The sequence below is a fragment of the Pseudofrankia asymbiotica genome (assembly GCF_001983105.1).
GTDB classification, from domain to species: domain Bacteria; phylum Actinomycetota; class Actinomycetes; order Frankiales; family Frankiaceae; genus Pseudofrankia; species Pseudofrankia asymbiotica.
The window spans coordinates 21,405-39,863 of record NZ_MOMC01000010.1 but is presented as its reverse complement, the minus strand read 5'-3'; the positions used below and the strand labels follow the sequence as shown (position 1 = coordinate 39,863).

The window sequence follows — 18,459 nt, the reverse complement described above, 5'->3', positions numbered from 1 at the left end:
GCGGTCCATGGCGAGGGGGAGGCTATGGCGGTAGCCGGGCGGAGATCCGCGCGGCCGGTGGCGAAGCACGCCCGCCGTAACCTCACGGTGCGCGACGTCTACGCGCGCTGCGCCGAGGCTTGTGGACCCCTGTCCGCCCCGCGGGGCGAGAACCCGCGGGTGGAGTTCCGCTCCGTGGTGCCACCGGGCCGCCGGTTCGCCCTCACGCTCCTGTTCACCTTCACCACGCTCGTGGATCTGCTGCTCATCGGCTGGCTGCTGCTGCCGGACCACGTGCCCGGCCCCGGCGTGATCGGTATCGGCGACTGGCGGCTGGCCCTGGCCAGGGTGAGCTTCTGCCTCGTCATCCTCGTCGAGGTCATCAGGCTCGTTCAGGTCACGGTCATCTGGATACTCGCCTGGAACGCCAAGGACCCCGTACCGCTCACCCCGCCCTCGGGGCTGCGGGTGGCGGTGCTCACCACGATCGTTCCGTCGAAGGAACCGATCTCCGTCGTGGCCAGGACCCTGCGGGCGATGCGGGAGATCTCCTACCCCGACGGTTTCGTGACGCCGTGGATCCTGGACGAGGAGGACGATCCGGAGGTCCGGCGGATCGCGGACGAGCTGGGGGTCCTGCACTTCAGCCGCAAGGGACGCCCGGAGTACAACCAGCCCAGCGGCGAGTTCCGGGCCAGGAGCAAGGCCGGCAACCACAACGCCTGGCGCGCCGAGCACGAGAGCCACTATGACGTGGTGGCCCAGATGGATCCCGACCACGTGCCGCTGACGTGTTTCCTGGAACGCACCCTGGGCTATTTCCGCGATCCCGACGTCGCCTTTGTCGTGGCTCCCCAGGTCTACGGGAACATGCGCGAGAACTGGGTCGCGCGCGGGGCCTCGATGCAGCAGTACCTCTTCAACGGCGTGATCGAGCGGGGCGGGAACGGCCTGGACGCCCCGCTGCTGATCGGCACCAACCACCTCTACCGCCCGGACGCCTGGCGGCAGATCGGCGGCTACCAGGACTCGATCATCGAGGACCACCTGACCAGCATGCGCGTGCAGGGGACGGTCAACCCGGCGACCGGAAATTCCTGGAAGGGCGTCTACACGCCCGACGTGATCGCGATCGGCGAGGGGCCGACCACCTGGACCGACTACTTCAACCAGCAGAAGCGATGGGCCTACGGCGTCTGGGACGTCAAGCTACGCCGCCGGGCAAGGGCCGGGATCAGGCTGCGCGCCCGCCAGCGGCTGGTGTACGGAATGGTGCAGTTCTACTATCCGAGCGTCGCCATGAGCCTGCTGTTCGGCAGCCTGGCGACGATCGCCTACCTGATTTTCGGTGCCACCGCGATCAGCCTGCCCGGCGATCCGTGGCTGACGCTGTGGTCGGCGAGCCTGGGCAGCTGGCTCAGCGTGTGGCTGTGGCTGCGCCGGTTCAACCTGGCCAGTCACGAAAGGCGTGAGGCCGGGATGGCCGGCATGGCCCTGACGCTGTTCGCCGGGCCGATCTACGTGTCCGCCGCGGTCGCCGCGCTGCTGCGCCGGCCGCTCGCCTACGCCGTCACCGCCAAGGGCGAGCTGCGCAGCAGCGAGTCGCTGCGCACGTTCCGTCTGCACCTCGCCTGGGCGGCCATCGCCGGGACCCTGCTGGGCGTCAACCTCACCGTGTACCGCCACTACGCCACCCCGCAGGCCTGGGCGCTCCTCAGCCTCGTGGTGGGAGTGTCCCCGCCGCTGATCGCCGCGGTGGGCAGAATCGCCGCGCGCGGGGAGGCCAGAGCCGGGCCATCCGCCGACCTCCCCGAGGCGGCGGTGCCGCGCATACCCGCGCCGGCCGCCTCGGACCGGGTGGAGAACCAGCTCCTGCTGGCGCCGCGCCTGGCCGAGCAGGCTCCGGGCAAGGAGAGCGCACGGTGAGGCTGGCGGTGCCGCGGGTGCTCGGCGTGGTCCTGGTGCTCGCGCTCGCGGGCTATGTCTTCCGGGTGGCGCCGAACCTGGCCGGAGCCGAGGAGCCGGCGGCGACGCTGTCCGGCGCGCTGCCAGCGGATCTCATGCCGCCCTCCGCCGGCCCGGGGGCGGCGGGCCCCGCGGCGCTCTTCCCCGACGAGGGAAAGGTCTTCGTCGGCATCATGACCGCCGAGGGAGTCCACGACTTCGGCGCCGCCGCGGACTTCGCCCGGACGACGACCTACCGGCCTCGCGCCTATCAGTTCTCCCAGGGCTGGGCCGGCGATGGGTTCAGCGCCGACGCCCTGAACAAGGTCGCGGGCGCGGGCATGATGCCGATCGTGGCGTGGGAGCCGTGGGATTTCACCGTCGTGCCCAGGAGCGACAAGCTCCGCGGCGAGCAGCCGGAGTACCGGCTCAGCCGGATCATCGAGGGTTCCTTCGATTCCTATATCCGTTCCTGGGCGCGCGGCGTGAAGAAGCTCGACTACACGATCGCCATCCGGTTCGCGCACGAGATGAACGGCTACTGGTACCCCTGGTCCGAACAGGCGAACGGCAACAGGCCGGGGGACTACGTCCGGGCCTGGCGCCACGTCCATGACATCTTCGCGGCGGAGGGCGCGACCAACGTCGCGTGGATCTGGAGCCCGAACATCAGCTACCAGAACTCCACCCCGCTCGCCGAGCTCTATCCCGGCGACGCGTACGTGGACTGGGTGGGCTTCTCCGGCTACTACRGCACGGCCGGCCTCGAGTCCTACCGGTCCTTCGACGAGCTGTTCGACAGCAGCATCGCCGAGGTCTCCCGGATCACCCGGAAGCCGATCGTCATCACGGAGACCGGCGCGGCCGACGGGGCGGGGCGCAAGGCCGAATGGATCGCCCAGCTCTTCCAGTCCCTGCCGCGGCACCCCGAGATCATCGGTGTCATCTGGCAGGAGGCCGTGAAGGAGACCGACTGGCGGGTGTCCGTGTCCCCCACGGCCGCGCGGGCCTTCGGCCTCGGTGTCGCCGATCCTCGCTACGACGTGACCTGGCAGCGAGGGAGCAGGCCGCGGCTGACCCTGGCGCTGCGCTGACCCGCGGTCAGGGGGCGACCCGGCGCCAGACGGTCCACCCGCTGGGATCTGGCACCTGCGCGATCTGGCGATACCTCGTCGGGTCGTCGAGGATGTCGCGGATCTGCCGGTCGAGCGCCGCGGTGGGGCCGTAACGCAGCACGACGATCTCGAAGTAGCGGTCGGTGAGGGCCGCGCGGTAGGCGTCCACACCACCGGCGATCGCCGTCTTCGTGTCCGGGTCCACGTAGTAGAGGTAGTACGTGTTGTCCCACTGCCCGGACGCCGTCCGGTCCGCCAGGTAGTAACGCGGTACTTCCGACTCCTCGACCAGGTAATGGTCGGATGGATTGCCGACCTGGGTCCTGAGGAACGCGACGAGAGGACGGCTGTCCGCCCACTGGCCGAACAGGTCGTGCGCGGTCCGTGCGCCGCTGTACAGCAGCGCGAGGCCGGCCACCGAAGCGAGAACAACGGCGGGTGTCAGAGTTCGCCGGGGATCACGAGCGCTCAGCCACGTGACCGMGCTCGCCACCCCGGCGCCGGCCAGCGGGGCCGCGAAGGCGAGGCCGAAGGCCACGTGCTTGTGCAGCGACGTCAGCTCACCGGACCGCGCCTGGAAGATGATCGGAAGAAGGGAGGTGACGAGCAGCAGGCCGGTCAGCGCCGGCCGCTGACGCCCGACCAGCGCAGCCGCCAGTACTGCCACCAGCAGGGCCGGCGCCGCCCACCGGAGACCATGCTCGAACACGTCCAGCCGACCCGTCGTGACGAACGGCGTGCGGGAGATGGTGGTCGTCACCATGCCGTCGAGCTGGCCGGTGCCGGTGAGCCCCAGCCAGATGCCGGCGACGGCCGCCGCTCCGGCCACGCCGCCGAGCGCGAGCGCGGCCAGCCGTACCGACAGCCGGAACTCCCGGCCGCGGGCCCGCCGGGTCTGCCTCCGGTGGCTCCCGGCCGCCGACGCGCCCGCGGCTGGCGGCCCCGGCGCCGGACCCGGCCCCGGACCCGGCGCCGGCGCCGGCGCCGAGGAAGGCGCTCCCGGAGCCTCCGTACTCCGCTGGGACAGCGACCTCGATCTCCGAATGGTCATGGTGAGGACGACCAGGCAGACGGAAGGGACGAACAACGCGACCATGTACTTCGTCGCGACGGCCCCACCGAGAAGGACGCCCGCGACGGACGCGAGCGGCAGCGCGGTCCTGGCCCGCTCCGCGGCCGCGGCCCGGAGCCCGGCGGCCAGGCCGCCGACCAGGAGCATGAGCGCCATCGCGTCGTAGGTGGCGAATCCGCCGAGGAAGAGGACCGGGCCCCCGCAGACGAACGCCGCCGCCCCGGCCACGCCCGCGGCCCGGCTGAAGAGGGTGCGGCCCACCGCCGCGACGAGGACCGTGGTGACGAGAGCGAAGAACAGGCTGAGCGTTCGTGCGCCGGCGAGACCGCCGGCGCCGTCCGCCAGGGCGCCGAGCGGCGGGTAGACGTATGGAGAGCCGGAGAAGTAACTGGCGTAGTCGTCATAGCCCGGCCCGCCGTGAATCCAGGAGTTCAGGATCTGCCGACCGGCATGGAGGTAGAGCGCCTCGTCCTCGAACGCCGTGGCCGAGAGGCTCAGCGAGATCGCCGCCTGAACGGCCAGCACCGCCACCAGCCCGGCAGCCAGTCCCAGCCGGGCGTCGACGACGAACCGCGGCCGCCCGCGGCGCTGGCTACGGGTGCTGCTGATAGCCGGTGCCCGCGGGGGTGCGATATCTGTCATTGAGAAGCGATTTTAGGGTTGCGGCCCGTTGCGTCGCAGCTCCGCCAACCACACGGCGGCGCTCCCGTCGGAGGGAGCGCGCCAGTCGCCGCGCGGCGACAGCGTGCCGCCGTAGGTCACCTTGGGGCCGTTGGGCAGCGCGGAGCGCTTGAACTGGGAAAGCTGGAAGAAGCGCAGGAGAAACTCCTCCAGCCAGCGTGTGATCGTCGGCAGGTCGTAGGCGTGCCGGCGGTCCTCGGGGAAGCCGGCCGGCCAGCGGCCCGCGTCGGCGTCACGCCAGGCATGCCAGGCCAGGAACGCGACCTTTGACGGCGGCAGGCCGTAGCGCAGCACGTGGTACAGAAAGAAGTCGTGCAGCTCGTAGGGGCCGATGCGGTCCTCGGTGCTCTGCATCGCGCCCGTCTCCTCGTCGGCGGGAACCAGCTCGGGTGAGATCTCCGTGCCGACGATCTCGTCGAGCAGATGTCCGGTCGTCTCGTCGAACTGCCCGGAGGCGATGGTCCAGCGGATGAGGTACTGGATGAGCGTCTTGGGAACACCCGCGTTGACGGCGTAGTGGCTCATCTGGTCGCCGACGCCGTAGGTGCACCAGCCGAGCGCCAGCTCGCTGAGATCGCCGGTGCCGATCACGAACCCGGCCCGCTGGTTCGCCAGCCGGAACAGGTAGTCGGTACGCAGGCCGGCCTGGACGTTCTCGAAGGTCACGTCGTACACGGGCTCGCCCGCGGCGGCCGGATGCCCCAGGTCGGTGAGCAGCTGGCGAGCCGCGGGGCGGATGTCTATCTCCGCCGCCTCCACGCCGAGCGCGCGCATCAGCGCCCAGGCGTTGGCCTTGGTCTTCTCCCCCGTGGCGAAGCCGGGCAGGGTGAACCCGAGGATGGACGAGCGCGGGATTCCGAGCCGGTCGCAGGCCTTCGCCGCGACGATCAGCGCGTGCGTGGAGTCGAGGCCGCCGGAGACCCCGATCACCATCGTCTTCCCGCCCGCGGACCGGAAACGCCGGGCGAGGCCGTGCACCTGGATGTTGAACGCCTCATAGCAGTCGAGGTCGAGCCGTTCCGCGGTGTCGGGGACGTAGGGGAAGCGACGCTGCCGGCGCTTCAGCCCGACGTCGCGCCGGTGCGGCCGGTGCTCGAACTCGACGGTCCGGAACCGGCGTTCGGGGTGGTCCGCCTGGATCGCGTTGTCGTTGAACGTCGGGGTGCGCATCCGCTCCAGCCGCACCCGCGCGAGGTCGACGTCGGCGACCAGCAGCTGCGGTGTCTCGGCGAACCGTTCGGACTCGGCGAGCAGGTCGCCGAGCTCGTGGATCGTGCCCTGGCCGTCCCAGGACAGGTCGGTGGTGCTCTCGCCGGTGCCCGCCGCCGAGTAGACGTAGGCCGCCATCGCCCTGGCCGACTGGGCGGCCGACAGCAGGGCGCGCTCCGCCGACTTGCCGACGACGATGTTCGACGCCGAGAGGTTGGTGAGCAGCGTGGCGCCGGCCATCGCCTGGTAGGACGACGGCGGGATGGGGCCCCAGTAGTCCTCGCAGATCTCGATGCCGACCACCAGCTCGGGTAGGTCCTTCGCCGCGAAGATCAGGTCGGTCCCGAAGGGCACCGTCTGGCCGGCCACCGAGATCTCCTCGCCGACCACACCGGCGCCGGGCGCGAACCAGCGCTTCTCGTAGTACTCCCGGTAGTTGGGCAGGAACGTCTTCGGCACCACCCCGAGGACGCGGCCGTGCGAGATCGCCAGCGCGGTGTTGTACAGCCGGCCGCGGCGGCGCAGCGGCGCGCCGACGAGCAGCAGCGGCGCGAGGCCCCGAGACGCGTCGCGGAYCTGCGCCACCGCGTCCTCGACGGCGTCCAGCAGCGCGTCCTGCAGGTGCAGGTCGTCGATCGCGTAGGAGGACAGGCCGAGCTCGGGATAGACGACGACGTCGACGCCGTCCGCGTCGGCCTCGCGGGCCAGCGCGATCGTCGCGTCCGCGTTGCGCGCCGGGTCGGCGATCGCGACCAGCGGGGTCGCCGCGGCGACCCGGACCAGCCCATGGCTGTGGATAGCCCCAAACGCACGCTGACTCACGTCGTCTCCCGTCCTGTCACGGCTTTGGCCGGTGTTCACGTACACGGCGGCCTTAGCGGCCTACCTCCATCCTCACCCGCCTGCTCGGCCGCCTCATCGACCGGCCGCCACGGCCCCCGCCTGTGACATGCCGTAGCGGACCGGTCTCGCCGCATCGGCTCGGCGGCCGTGGCGACCGGACGGGCGCTCAAAAGGGGTTAAGGCGGTGAAAACGGGGAACCCGAGGATCATCGTCGCCGAAGGCCGGCGCGGTGTTCCTCCCGGAACCCATCCTCGTCTGTTCTGGAGCGCTGACATGGGCCTGCGTTATACCCGTCGCCCGCACTACGGTCCCTTCCACGTGAACATGAGCGAGAACGGGGTGCAATCGGTCACGCTGAAACTCGGGCGCGTCTCCTGGCGGGTCTGGTCGAAGAGGCGCCGAGCTGGCCTGTCCAGCGTCGACCTTCCCGGCCCGTTCTCGTACCGGCGCGAAGGCTCAAGTTCCCGCCGATAACGGTCCGCTAACGATCCGCGCCGTCCCCGCCCGGTCTCGCGGCGGGCGGGGACGGCGCGTGTCAGGCGTCTCCGGTCCGCGGCCCCTGGCCGGCGATTTCTTCGATCTGTGCCCGGACGAACGCGTCGACGGCCTCATAGCCGGAGGCGATGCCCAGATCGACGTCGATTGTCATGATCTGGGTCAGCCCTATCATCGCCAGCTGYGCGAAGAGTGGTGGGCACCGTTCCGGCGGAACCCCGAGGTCGGTGAGCGCGACCGTGAAAGCGTCGAGCTGAAGCTGGCGATAACGCTGGTAGTAATCGATGATCGCGGACCGGATCGCCTTGCGGTGGTTGGCGAGGGCCATGAACTCCATGTTGAACCTGGAGTTCGTCACGCCGGTGTCGCGCAGGTCCCAGAGCTGCCGCAGCGTCGGCCGGGAACCGAGCACCTCCCGCAGGAGCTCCAGGCCCACGTCCGCGCGCCGCCGGAACACCTGCAGAAACAGGTCGTCCATCGTCTGGAAGTAGTAATGCACCAGCTGGGGTGTGAGGCCGGCCCGGGCGCCGACCCGACGTGAGGTGACGGAGGCGTAGCCTTCCTCCAGCAGCAACCGCTCCGCGGCGTCGAGCAGTTGCTCACGCTTTCCTGACTCCGCTGAAGCAGTTCTACGCTGGCTTACCATCTGTCCTTCATATCGCGGCGCGACGGCCAGTTCCGCACGGTTCACGCCGTGTCGTGCCGGTCAGGTTATCAGGATGCATAGTGATCAGTGGGATGAGCGGAGCGGCGAAACGGGCACGAGAGCCACCGGCAGGCCTCTCGCCATGACGCACTCGGGCCCTGCCCAGTCACCCGGAGAGCAGGGCCCGAGGCGGCTCGGGAGTCAGATGTMGTCACCGGGGCGATGGACGCGGCCGGTGACGACATCGGCGGTCGCGATCCGGCTTATCGGGCGCCGCCCTCGACGGTGGTGAACTCCAGGTGCAGTTCGGTCAGGCCGCGCAGCACCCACGTCGGCTCGTACTTGAAGCGCCGTGCGCCCGCCGGCCCGTGGTGTTCCTCGGAGAGCCGGATGTCGCGGGTGCGGTCGAGGACGCGCTCCAGGCTGATCCGGCCCTCGACGCGGGCCAGCGGGCCGCCGGGGCAGGAGTGGACTCCCCGACCGAAGGCGATGTGCTGACGGACGTTCTTGCGGTCATGGCGGAACTCGGCCGGGCATTCGAACTGCCGGGGGTCACGGTTGGCGGCGCCGTTGAGCAGCATGACCGGCGTCCCCGCCGCCACGTCGACGCCGCCGATGGTCGTGGCGCGCCGGGTGAGGCGGAAGTCGGTCTTCACCGGGCTCTCGATGCGCAGCGTCTCCTCGATGAGGTCCGGGATCAGTTCCCGGTGTTCCCGAAGCTCGTCCTGGACCTCGGGATGCTCGGCCAGGTACTTCAGAACCGCGCCCAGCAGCCGGGCGGTGGTCTCCTGCCCGGCGGCGAACAGGAACGTGGCGGCCCGCACGACCGAGATCACCTCCGGGACGCTCCCATCCGGGTAGGTGGCCGCCGCCATCTGCGTCAGCACGTCCTTGCGCGGCTTGAGCCGGCGATCCTCGATGTACCGGGCGAACCAGTTGTCGAGCCATCCGAGCGCGTTCAGCTCCTCGCCGCGCTCGCCACCGGCGCCGATCTGGCCCGGGCTGCCGGACAGGCCGAAGCCCTGCCGGAACCGCTCGTGGTCGGCCTCGGGCACGCCCAGCACGTCCGCCACGGCCAGCATCGCGAACGGCTGCGAGAACCCGCGGATGAACTCGCSCCGCCCGCCCGCGAGGAACTCGTCCAGCTGCCGGTCGGCGAGCCTCCAGATGAACTCCTCGTTCTCCTGTAGCCGTTTCGGCGTGAGCATCCGCATCACCAGCGCCCGCTCGCGCGTGTGCATCGGCGGATCCATCGTGACCATGTGCTCGTTCATCGGGATCTGGTCCCGATAACGGTCAATGATCGCGCCGACGTCGTCGCCCTCAAGCGGTACCGGGAACGTCGCGAACGGACCGATCACCGAGTTGCACGACGAGAACGTGTCGACGTCGCGGTACACCTCGTGCGCCTCGTCGTAACCGGTAACAGCCACCACGCCGAGGTGAGGCAGCGGGAGCACCGGGCACGCCGTGCGCAGGTCGTCGAAGTAGGAGTACGGGTCTTCGACAAGCGACTCGTCGTTGAAGAAGTCGATGGTGGTCCAGTCGGTCATCCCAGCCGCCTTCCAGGCTTCGGACACGATATCCAGGAGTCTTGGGCGGTCGCCAAAACGATTGTCGACGAGTTTTTAGCACACGCCCAGCCCGCCCGCAAGCAGCACCCGGAGTCACTACTCGCGCCCCGCGACTCGGCCATGGGCTCTGCCCCACGCGCCAGCCCCGCGCGAGATGAACAGGTGGAAGGCCCAGGTCACAACACCGAGGTGAATGCCCGCGCGGCCGCGCCGACACGCCTCGGGCCGCCGCGGGCCAGCGGCGAGCGCCGCTCCGGTTCCGCTCGTGGCACCGGGTGCAGCAACCCGCGGCCGCGTGCGAGGATCTGGCGCAGCCGACGATGAGGCCGGCACCACCGACCCACCCCTCGCGGCTCCCACCCCCCGCGGCTCCCACCCCCGCGGCCATAGCCACTTCCACTGGGCCCCAACGGGAATGCGAGCGCGGTTCACGACGGTCGGGCTTGCCGGCCCGGTGGACATGTGTTAGACACCGGGCGAGCAAAAATTGGGCGACCGCCCAAGGTGGCGTTGGCCGAGGCCGTCATGGTCGGGCTTCGGCGTCGACGGTGGGGCGGTCCGACGTTTCCCAAACCAAATACCAACGCCGTCCCCGCGGCAGAGGAGAAGATTCATGACGATGGCCGGACGTCCCCTGCGGATCGTGCAGTGGACAACGGGGAAGGTGGCTGGCGAGGCCGTCAAGGCGATCGTCGAACGCCCGGACCTCGAGCTCGTCGGTGCCTACGCGTTCAGCAAGGAGAAGGTCGGCCAGGACGTCGGTGACCTCGTCGCGCTCGGACGCCCTCTCGGTGTCGCCGCCACCGACGACATCGAGGCCATCATCGCCTTACAGCCCGACTGCGTCGTCTACATGCCGTTGCACCCGGACGTGGATCATCTGACCCGCCTGCTCGGCGCCGGCATCAACGTCGTCTCCACCGCCGGCTTCATCACCGGCCGCGCCTACGGCCCCGAGACGCGCGCCGCGCTGCAGAACGCCGCCCTCGCCGGCGGCGCGAGCCTCTTCGGCAGCGGCATCAACCCCGGTTTCGCCGAGTACATCGCCACGGTCGCCTCGGGCCCGTGCCGCGAGGTCAACTACGTCCGGGTCACCGAGTCGTTCAACATCGGGCTCTGGGCCGCGGACGCCAACCAGGACGAACTCGGCTGGGGCCGCCCCGCCGGCGACCCCGGCCACGCCGACGACATCGAGAAGGCGACAGCGGTGTTCGGCGACGCGGTCGAGTCGATCGCCGCCCACCTCGGCCTGCCGCTCGACGACATCCGCTGCGAGGTCCAGTTCGCCCACGCGGCCAGCGACGCCGACGTCCCCGGCCGGGCCGTCAAGCGCGGCAGCGTCGCCGGCATCGACGTCCGCTGGATCGGCTCCGAGGCCGGCGTCGACCTCGTCGAGGCGCAGGTCCGCTGGACGGTCGCGGCCGACCTCGAACCGGCGTGGGACATCGCGATGGCCTACCTCATCGAGGTGCGCGGCACGCCGCAGATCAACCTGCGCGTCGACGTCCTGCCTGCGGACATCACCACCTTCACGCTCGAGGACGCGTCCGCGATGGGTTCGATGATCACTGCCATGCCGGTCGTCAACGCCATCCCCGCCGTCGTGGCCGCCCCAGCCGGCATCGTCACCTACGCCGACCTGCCGCTCGTCTCCTCGCGGCTGAGGGCGAAGCGCTGACGGAAGCGGAGGCCAGCCGCCGAACAGGGTGATCCCACGGCGGGGTGCCCGCGCTGTCCCGAACACCCCGCTTCGAATTTCGAGCAGCGTCGGCACACCGAATCGAGGTGGCGATGAACGACAGTGCCACGGGGACGCCAGGCGAGTTACCCAGCCCCCGGCGGGCCCGGCCGCGTCACGGGTGCCCGGGCCCGCCGACCACCGCGGGCGGGCCAGGCGGCGGCGAGAGGAACGCGGGCGGCAAGGGCCGGCGCGGGCCTCGGCCTCGCCGGCCACGGCGCACGGCGTTGGCCGCCGCCGCGATGGTCACGGCACTGACCGCGAGCTGCGCGATCGCCGGCGGCGGCGCGGACAGCGGCGGCGCCCGCCCGGCCTGCGACACACCCGGATACAGCGACGACGAGATCCGGGTGGGCTTCGTCTACCCGGACACCGGCGCGGTCGCCAGCTCGCTCGCCGCGTCCATGAGCGGCTTCATCGCGCGGATCGGCGAGGTGAACGCGGCCGGCGGTATACACGGCCGCAGGCTGGTCTACTCCTGGCGCGACGACGTCAGCGCGAGCGGCCAGAACCTGGAGGCCGTGCGCGATCTCGTCGAGAAGGAGAAGGTCTTCGGGCTCGTCGAGGCATCCGTGAGCGCCATCGGCGGCGCGGACTACCTCCGCGCGCGCGGCGTCCCGGTGGCGGGGATAGCGGCCGAGTCATTCTGGGCGGACCCTCGCTACCGCAACATGTTCGCCTACACGTACCTGTTCACGAACGGCCCGTCCGTCTCCACCTTCGGCGACTACGCGAAGACCCAGGGCGGCACCCGGGCGGCCGTGATCCAGAGCGACGTCACCTCGACCGGGAACGACATCGGGTCGCGGATGAGCGTCAGCCTGGCGGCCGCGGGCATCCCGACCGTGCCCGGCCGCTTCGTCTACAACCCGGCCGTCACCAGCCCGGTGCAGCTTGGCCAGCAGCTGCGCGCCRCTCAGGTCGACACGGTGATCGCCGTCCTCGCGGGCAGCAATCTGGCCGAGGTCATGCGCGGTATCCGGGAGGCCGACGCACCGGTCAAGGTCGTGCTCGCGCCGAGCGGCTACGACAAGGCGCTGATCGGCCAGTACGGCCAGACACTCAGCGGACTGAGCGCGGCGGTCACCTACTCCCCCGCCGAGATCGGCGGCCCGGCCCACCAGGCCTATCTGCAGGCGATGGCCCAGTACGCCCCCGAGCTCCGGCCGCCCGACCAGGAACTCGCCTTCGTCACGTACATCATCACCGGCCTGTTCCTGTCCGGCCTGGACAGGGCGGGGCCCTGCCCGACCCGCGCCCAGTTCATCGACACCTTGCGCGCCAGCAAGTACGACGCCGACGGGCTCCTGCCCGCCCCCGTCGACATGACGAAGGACTTCGGTCAGATGGCCACCTGCTACACCTTCATGCGGGTCAACCCCGCCGGCACCGGTTACGAGGTCGTCCCCGACCCGGCCAACCGCGACCGCTGGTGCGGCCGCCGCCTGGAGCAGTAGAGATTCCAGTCGTTCCGCGGCTCCCACCCCCACCTCCGCCGCCGCCGCCCGCCCGCCGTCCCGCGCCCGCCGGACCAGCTGACGGCGACCGGCGGCGGGCGGCGGCGGCCGGCGGTCCGAGGTGGCATGGTTTGTGATCTGCCACGTGGTGTGCCCGAGCGCCTACTTTACGTTTAGGAGCGGGTGGCACAGAGTCGCTCCATGCGCCGTACCAGAAGCTCACGCGCCGCGACCGGCATGATCATCGCACTCGTCCCGCTGGCGCTCGCCGCCTGCGGCTCCTCGACGAGCCCGCCGGCCGCCGCCGCGCAGACCTCGCCCTCCCCCGCGACCTCCGCCCCGGGCACCACACCCGCGCCGTCGCCCCTTCCCACTCTGTCAGCTCCGCCCACGGTCGTGCTCGACGAGTTCACCCCGTACGGCCCGGGCGCCAAGGCCGTCACCTACGACCCGGCGCGCGTTCCGGTCAACTCGGACGTCGCCGTCGTGCTGGTGCAGACCACCGGCCAGACGCTCACCCTGCTCGCCGTCCGCGGCCTGCCCGCGAACCAGCACTTCGGCGCGCACGTGCACACCAACGCGTGCGGCGAGAACCCGGAAGCGGCCGGCTCGCACTACCAGAACAAGGTCGATCCCAAGCAGCCTTCGGTGAACCCCGACTACGCGAATCCCAGCAACGAGATCTGGCTGGACTTCACCACGGACGCGGCCGGCTCGGCGCACGTGGAGTCCACCGTCCCGTGGACCTTCAGCGACCGGCCGCACAGGTCGATCGTGATCCACGCGCAGCACACCGCCACCGACCCGGGCCACGCGGGCACGGCCGGCGCCCGGCTCGCCTGCGTGAACCTCTAGCCAGAGCCGCCGGCGGCCACAGCCGCCGGCTCCGGTGGTGCCGTCCGTCGGTCTCGGCCAGGCCGCGGTCGCGTCGGTGACAGCCGACGCGGCCGCGCGCCGGCAGACTGCCCGCATGACCAAACTGATCGACAGTCTGATGCGGCTGTGGTCCAGTCCGCTGCCGACCGACGACGCCGCCGCCGAAGCCGCCTTCCGCCAGATGTACACCGACCCGGTGACGATCAACGGGGCGACGGTGTCGGCCGCCGGCCTCGTCGCCCGGGCCCGTTCCCTGCAGGGCGCCTTCGACGGTCTGGGCCACCAGCTCGTCGACGTGGTCGAGGGGCCAGGGAAGATCGTCGTCGGCTTCTACCTGCGCGGGCGGCACACCGGGCCCTACCCCACGCCGCTGGGCACCGTGGCGCCGACCGGCCGGACGGTCGAGGTGCGCACCACCGACATCCTCACCGTCACCGACGGCCTCATCAGCGACGTCTGGGTGGTCAACGACGAGCTCGGGATGCTCAACCAGCTCGGGGCCGTCGCCCTGGCGAGCGCCGCCGCCTGAGAACGCGGGCGGTCCCGCGCCTCGGGCCCCCGACCGCCACGGACGGACGGGCGGTCCCGTTTGCGTCGGGTTGCTCGGCGGCACATGCTTACCGCACATGGACTACCGCGTACTCGGCCGTACCGGCGTGCGGGTCTCCCCGCTCTGCCTGGGCGCGATGATGTTCGGCGCCTGGGGCAACCCGGACCACGACGAATCGATAAAGATCATTAACCGGGCACTGGACGCCGGCRTCAACTTCATCGACACGGCGGACGTCTACTCCGCCGGCGAGTCGGAGGAGATCGTCGGCAAGGCGCTGGCCGGCCGCCGCGACGACGTCGTGCTCGCGACCAAGCTGTACATGCCGATGGGGCCCGGGCCCAACCGGCGCGGCCTCTCCCGGCGCTGGATCGTCGCCGAGGTGGAGAACAGCCTGCGGCGCCTCGGCACCGACTGGATCGACCTCTACCAGGTACACCGGCCAGACCCGTCGACCGACATCGACGAGACGCTCGGCGCGCTCACCGACCTGGTCCGCGCCGGCAAGATCCGCTACTTCGGCAGCTCGACGTTCCCGGCGCACGAGGTGGTCGAGGCGCAGTGGGTGGCCGAGCGCCGGGGCCGCGAGCGGTTCGTCACCGAGCAGCCGCCGTACTCGCTGCTCGTCCGCGGCATCGAGGCCGACCTGCTGCCGGTGGCCCAGAAGTACGGGCTCGGGGTGCTGCCGTGGAGCCCGCTCGCCGGCGGCTTCCTGTCCGGGCGCTACACCCGCGGCGGCGGCGAGGTCGCGAGCACCCGGGCGGCCCGGATCCCGGGCAGGTTCGACCTGTCCGTGCCCGAGAACCGGCACAAGGTCGACGCGGCGATCGCCTTCGGGGACCTCGCCGCCGAGGTGGGCATCACGCTGATCGAGCTGGCCCTGGCGTTCGTGCTGCGCCACCCGGCGGTGACGTCGGCGATCATTGGCCCGCGCACGATGGATCATCTGGAGAGCCAGCTCACCGGCGCGGACATCACTCTGGACGAGGCGACCCTGGACCGGATCGACGAGATCGTCCCGCCGGGCGTCACCATCAACCCGGAGGACGCCGGGTGGATCCCGCCGGCCCTCACCAAGGCGGCCCTGCGGCGGCGCTGACACCCAGCCCGCCGGGTCGCACCGGGTGGCCGGTCAGGCCAGGCGGCCGAGCTCCCGCAGGAAGGGCTGCGTGTAGACGACCCGGCCGGTCGTCGCGGCGGGGTCGGCGGTGCAGAGGACGAGCGCGGTCTCGATGATCAGGTCGATCTCCTCGGTGTCCTCCTTCGCCAGCTCCAGCGCCCCGGCGCCCGGCGTGGACACCGGCTGGAACGGGGCGGCCGCGTTGACCGCGATCCGGTCGTCGTACAACTCCGCGGCGAAGGATCCGGTCAGCCGGTCGAGCGCGGCCTTGAYGGTGCCATAGAGACCGAAGCCGGCGGTCCGGTCGAACTCCGAGAACGGCGGCCCGGCCGGGCGCTGCCCGGCGATCGAGGTGAGGTTCAGGATCCAGCCGCCGCCCCGGGCGCGCATGCCCGGGGCGGCGAGCTGGATCAGGTGCATCGGGGCGAGCACGTGCATCTCGAACATCAGCCGGGCGCGTCGCTCGGGAAATCCTTCGAGGGGGCGCAGGAAGGTCACGGCGGCGTTGTTCACCAGGATGTCGGGCGGGCCGGCCGCCTCGACGGCGGCGGCGAACAGACGCTCGCGGTCGTCGTTCTGGGAAAGGTCGCACTGGATCGCGACGGCCAATCCGCCGGCCGCCCTGATCTCCTCCGCCGTCTCCCGCAGCGAACCCTCGTACCTGCCACCCGGCTCCATCGTCCGTGCCGTGATGACCACGGTGGCACCCTCGGCGGCGAGCCGCTGCGCGATCGCCTTTCCTAAACCTCGACTCGCCCCGGTGACGAGCGCTACCTTGCCTTCGCACAGCCCTGACATGCTGTCTCCCGAAATATCAGCCCGGCGACGGGACGTGGTGACGATAGATATCGATCTGGGCACGCTGGAAGCACGGCTCGCGGTAATCGGGCTCACCGGCCTGCGTCGCCTTTCGGGCGGCGCGTCCAGCCTGTCGTACGTGGGAACGGCGACCGTCGACGGTGTTCCTCGTCGCGTCGTCGTGAAGGCCGCGCCGGCGGGCCTGGAGCCGGTGCGCAACCGCGACGTCCTGCGCCAGGCCTCGCTGCTGCGCAGGCTGGCCGCGACCGACGTCCCGGTGCCCGACGTCCTCTGGGAGGACCCCGGGGACCCGCCCGAGGTCCCGCCGGTCTTCGTGATGTCGTTCGTGCCCGGGGCCTCGTTCGAGCCGCTGTTCGACGACGACGGCGACGACGACGCCCCCGCTGTCGTCGCCGGCCGCCTGCGCGACGCCGCCCGCACGCTCGCCGCGCTGCACCGGCTGGACCCGGCGGCGCTCGGGCTGGCCGACGAGCCCCGGGTGAGCCTCGCCGACGAGGTACGGCGCTGGACCCGCGCGCTGGGCACCGTCGACGCCTCCCTCGTGCCCGGGTGGGAGGCGGTCGCGAAGGCCCTGCTCGCCACCGAGCCGGCCGCGGCCGCGCCCGCCGTCGTCCACGGCGACTTCCGCCTCGGCAACCTGCTGGCCTCGGGCCCCACGGTCACCGCCGTCATCGACTGGGAGATCTGGTCGGTCGGCGACCCACGGGTGGATCTCGGCTGGTTCCTCATCAACGCCGATCCGGCCACCTATCGCCGGCGGACCCGTCACGCCGGCTCGCTCCCGGCGCCGGACGACCTCGCGGCGACCTACGCCGAGCACCTGGGCCGCGCCATGCCGGCGTTGGCCTGGTTCCAGGCACTCGCCTGCTTCAAGTCCGCGGCCACCTGGTCGCTGATCGTGAAGCACTCCCGGCGCCGGGCGGCGCCGGACCCGATGGCCGAACAGGTGGCCGGCGTGCTGCCCGCGCTGCTCACCCGGGCCGCCGAGCTGCTGGCCTGACGGTCCCGGCCGGCGCCCGGCGCGCATCAGGACCGTGGGATACCGGCGAGGCGGTCGGCGAACTTCGCCTCGGCCTCGGCGCGCAGCCGCAGCAGGTGGCCGGACGGGAACAGGCCCTCCGCGGGCGAGTACCCCTTCAGCAGCTCACGCCCGAGCGTCACCTTGTGGACCTCGGTCGGCCCGTCGGCGAGTCCGAGCACGAACGACTCGACGAGGTAGTGGACGAAGGGCATCTCGTGGGTCGTGCCCAGTGAGCCGTGCAGCTGCAGCGCCCGGGAGCTGACGTCGTGCAGCACCTTCTGCATCATCGCCTTGACAGCTGAGATGTCCGCGCGGACCGCCTTGTAGTCCTGGAACTTGTCGATCTTCCAGGCGGTCTGCAGGGTCAGCAGCCGGAACGCCTCGATCTCCATCCACGAGTCGGCGACCATCTGCCGCACGAGCTGCTTGTCCCCCAGCACMTCGCCCTGGGTGAACCGGGAGACGGCCCGCTCGCAGATCATGTCGAAGATCCGCCGCACCAGCCCGACCGTACGCATCGCGTGATGGATGCGGCCGCCGCCGAGCCGGGTCTGGGCGACCATGAACGCGCCGCCGCGCGGGCCGAGCATGTGGTCGGCCGGGACGCGGACGTTCTCGTACCGGACGTAGCCCTCGCTCCCCTGGCCGACAGGCTCGTAGCCCATCCCGACGTTGCGCAGGATGTTCACGCCGGGCGTCCCCGCCGGGACGACGAACATCGACTGGCGCTGGTACGGCGGCGCGTCGGGGTCGGTCACCGCCATCACGATCAGGAACGACGCGAGCGCGGCGAACGACGTGAACCACTTCTCGCCGTTGATGACCCACTCGTCGCCGTCGAGCTTCGCCGTGGTCGTGAAGATCTTCGGGTCGGCGCCGCCGTGCGGCTCGGTCATCGAGAACGACGAGACGATGCGGTTGTCGAGCAGCGGCTCGAGGTAGCGCTCCTTGAGCTGCGGTGTGCCGAAGCGGGCGAGGATCTCGCTGTTGCCGGAGTCCGGCGCCTGCGAGCCGAAGACGATGGGCGCGCAGACCGACCGGCCGAGGATCTCGTTGAGCAGTCCCAGCTTCACCTGCCCGTAGCCCGGGCCGCCGAGCTCGGGGCCGAGGTGGGTGGCCCACAGCCCCTTCTCCTTGACGATCGTCTGCAGCGGTGGGATGAGCGCCTGCCGTACCGGGTCACCGAGATCGTGGGACTCCCGGACCACCAGGTCCAACGGCTCGCACTCCTCGCGTACGAACGCGTCGGCCCAGGTCAGCAGCTCGGCGTAGTCCGGATCGGTCGAGAAGTCCCATGCCATCCGCGGTCGGCTCCTTCT

15 protein-coding genes are annotated in these 18,459 nt (G+C 71.1%); 9 read left to right on the top strand and 6 right to left on the bottom strand.

Going from position 1 to position 18,459, the window contains the following annotated elements; translation table 11 throughout:
- Positions 1–57 precede the first annotated feature (57 nt).
- Both BL253_RS05125 and BL253_RS05120 read left to right on the top strand, forming a co-directional pair.
- Positions 58–1,905: a glycosyltransferase family 2 protein gene (locus BL253_RS05125; RefSeq protein WP_241834544.1), complete on the top strand. Its 1,848-nt coding sequence runs from the start codon at positions 58–60 to the stop codon at positions 1,903–1,905.
- Complete coding sequence (locus BL253_RS05120) at positions 1,902–3,017, top strand: glycoside hydrolase family 26 protein (protein WP_076814033.1); 1,116 nt, start codon at positions 1,902–1,904, stop codon at positions 3,015–3,017. Before BL253_RS05125 ends, BL253_RS05120 begins: the two co-directional genes overlap by 4 nt.
- Before the next feature lie 7 nt (positions 3,018–3,024).
- Here BL253_RS05120 and BL253_RS05115 read toward each other — a convergent pair whose 3' ends face one another.
- Both BL253_RS05115 and BL253_RS05110 read right to left on the bottom strand, forming a co-directional pair.
- Positions 3,025–4,752: a glycosyltransferase family 39 protein gene (locus tag BL253_RS05115; protein ID WP_116438828.1), complete on the bottom strand. Its 1,728-nt coding sequence runs from the start codon at positions 4,750–4,752 to the stop codon at positions 3,025–3,027.
- Between the two features lie 12 nt (positions 4,753–4,764).
- A complete protein-coding gene (locus tag BL253_RS05110; protein ID WP_076814165.1) occupies positions 4,765–6,822 on the bottom strand; it encodes an NAD(+) synthase in 2,058 nt (685 codons plus the stop codon).
- 295 nt (positions 6,823–7,117) lie between these two features.
- Between BL253_RS05110 and BL253_RS05105 the strand changes: the two genes are divergently transcribed.
- Positions 7,118–7,318, top strand: a complete 201-nt coding sequence (locus BL253_RS05105) for a DUF4236 domain-containing protein (protein ID WP_076814029.1) — start codon at positions 7,118–7,120, stop codon at positions 7,316–7,318.
- Between the two features lie 61 nt (positions 7,319–7,379).
- Here the strand turns inward: BL253_RS05105 and BL253_RS05100 are convergent, their stop codons facing one another.
- Positions 7,380–7,985 (bottom strand): TetR/AcrR family transcriptional regulator, encoded by a 606-nt coding sequence (locus tag BL253_RS05100; protein WP_076814027.1) that lies wholly within the window; start codon positions 7,983–7,985, stop codon positions 7,380–7,382.
- A gap of 263 nt (positions 7,986–8,248) precedes the next feature.
- Positions 8,249–9,538 carry a cytochrome P450 gene (locus BL253_RS05095; RefSeq protein ID WP_076814025.1) on the bottom strand — a complete coding sequence of 430 codons (1,290 nt, stop codon included), beginning with the start codon at positions 9,536–9,538 and terminating at the stop codon, positions 8,249–8,251.
- A 634-nt stretch (positions 9,539–10,172) separates the two neighbouring features.
- Here BL253_RS05095 and BL253_RS05090 point away from each other — a divergent pair.
- The 5 genes from BL253_RS05090 (at position 10,173) to BL253_RS05070 (ending at position 15,279) form a co-directional block, all read left to right on the top strand.
- Entirely contained in the window at positions 10,173–11,237 is a 1,065-nt protein-coding gene (locus BL253_RS05090) for an NAD(P)H-dependent amine dehydrogenase family protein (RefSeq protein WP_076814023.1), read from the top strand.
- Positions 11,238–11,524: 287 nt separating this feature from the next.
- Entirely contained in the window at positions 11,525–12,754 is a 1,230-nt protein-coding gene (locus BL253_RS05085) for an ABC transporter substrate-binding protein (protein WP_241834543.1), read from the top strand.
- A gap of 201 nt (positions 12,755–12,955) precedes the next feature.
- The gene (locus tag BL253_RS05080; protein ID WP_241834542.1) at positions 12,956–13,609 is read left to right on the top strand and encodes a superoxide dismutase family protein; all 654 of its coding nucleotides are present in this window, start codon (positions 12,956–12,958) and stop codon (positions 13,607–13,609) included.
- 115 nt (positions 13,610–13,724) lie between these two features.
- Positions 13,725–14,159: an ester cyclase gene (locus tag BL253_RS05075; protein ID WP_076814162.1), complete on the top strand. Its 435-nt coding sequence runs from the start codon at positions 13,725–13,727 to the stop codon at positions 14,157–14,159.
- Between the two features lie 97 nt (positions 14,160–14,256).
- Complete coding sequence (locus BL253_RS05070) at positions 14,257–15,279, top strand: aldo/keto reductase (protein ID WP_076814020.1); 1,023 nt, start codon at positions 14,257–14,259, stop codon at positions 15,277–15,279.
- 33 nt (positions 15,280–15,312) lie between these two features.
- Here the strand turns inward: BL253_RS05070 and BL253_RS05065 are convergent, their stop codons facing one another.
- Positions 15,313–16,098, bottom strand: coding sequence for an SDR family NAD(P)-dependent oxidoreductase (locus tag BL253_RS05065; protein WP_076814019.1), 786 nt, complete (start codon positions 16,096–16,098; stop codon positions 15,313–15,315).
- 34 nt (positions 16,099–16,132) lie between these two features.
- On the opposite strand from BL253_RS05065, the gene BL253_RS05060 reads away from it, so the two are divergent.
- Entirely contained in the window at positions 16,133–17,119 is a 987-nt protein-coding gene (locus tag BL253_RS05060; RefSeq protein WP_241834541.1) for a phosphotransferase family protein, read from the top strand.
- 26 nt (positions 17,120–17,145) lie between these two features.
- On the opposite strand, the gene BL253_RS05055 is transcribed toward BL253_RS05060, so the two are convergent.
- On the bottom strand, positions 17,146–18,441 hold the full coding sequence (locus BL253_RS05055) for an acyl-CoA dehydrogenase family protein (protein ID WP_076814016.1): 1,296 nt from the start codon (positions 18,439–18,441) through the stop codon (positions 17,146–17,148).
- Positions 18,442–18,459 lie beyond the last annotated feature (18 nt).

Excerpts from the sequence above, each read along its gene's own strand:
- BL253_RS05105 (WP_076814029.1), top strand. The coding sequence starts at position 7,118 with ATGGGCCTGCGTTATACCCGTCGCCCGCACTACGGTCCCTTCCACGTG.
- BL253_RS05090 (WP_076814023.1), top strand. The coding sequence starts at position 10,173 with ATGACGATGGCCGGACGTCCCCTGCGGATCGTGCAGTGGACAACGGGG.
- BL253_RS05080 (WP_241834542.1), top strand. The coding sequence starts at position 12,956 with ATGCGCCGTACCAGAAGCTCACGCGCCGCGACCGGCATGATCATCGCA.
- BL253_RS05075 (WP_076814162.1), top strand. The coding sequence starts at position 13,725 with ATGACCAAACTGATCGACAGTCTGATGCGGCTGTGGTCCAGTCCGCTG.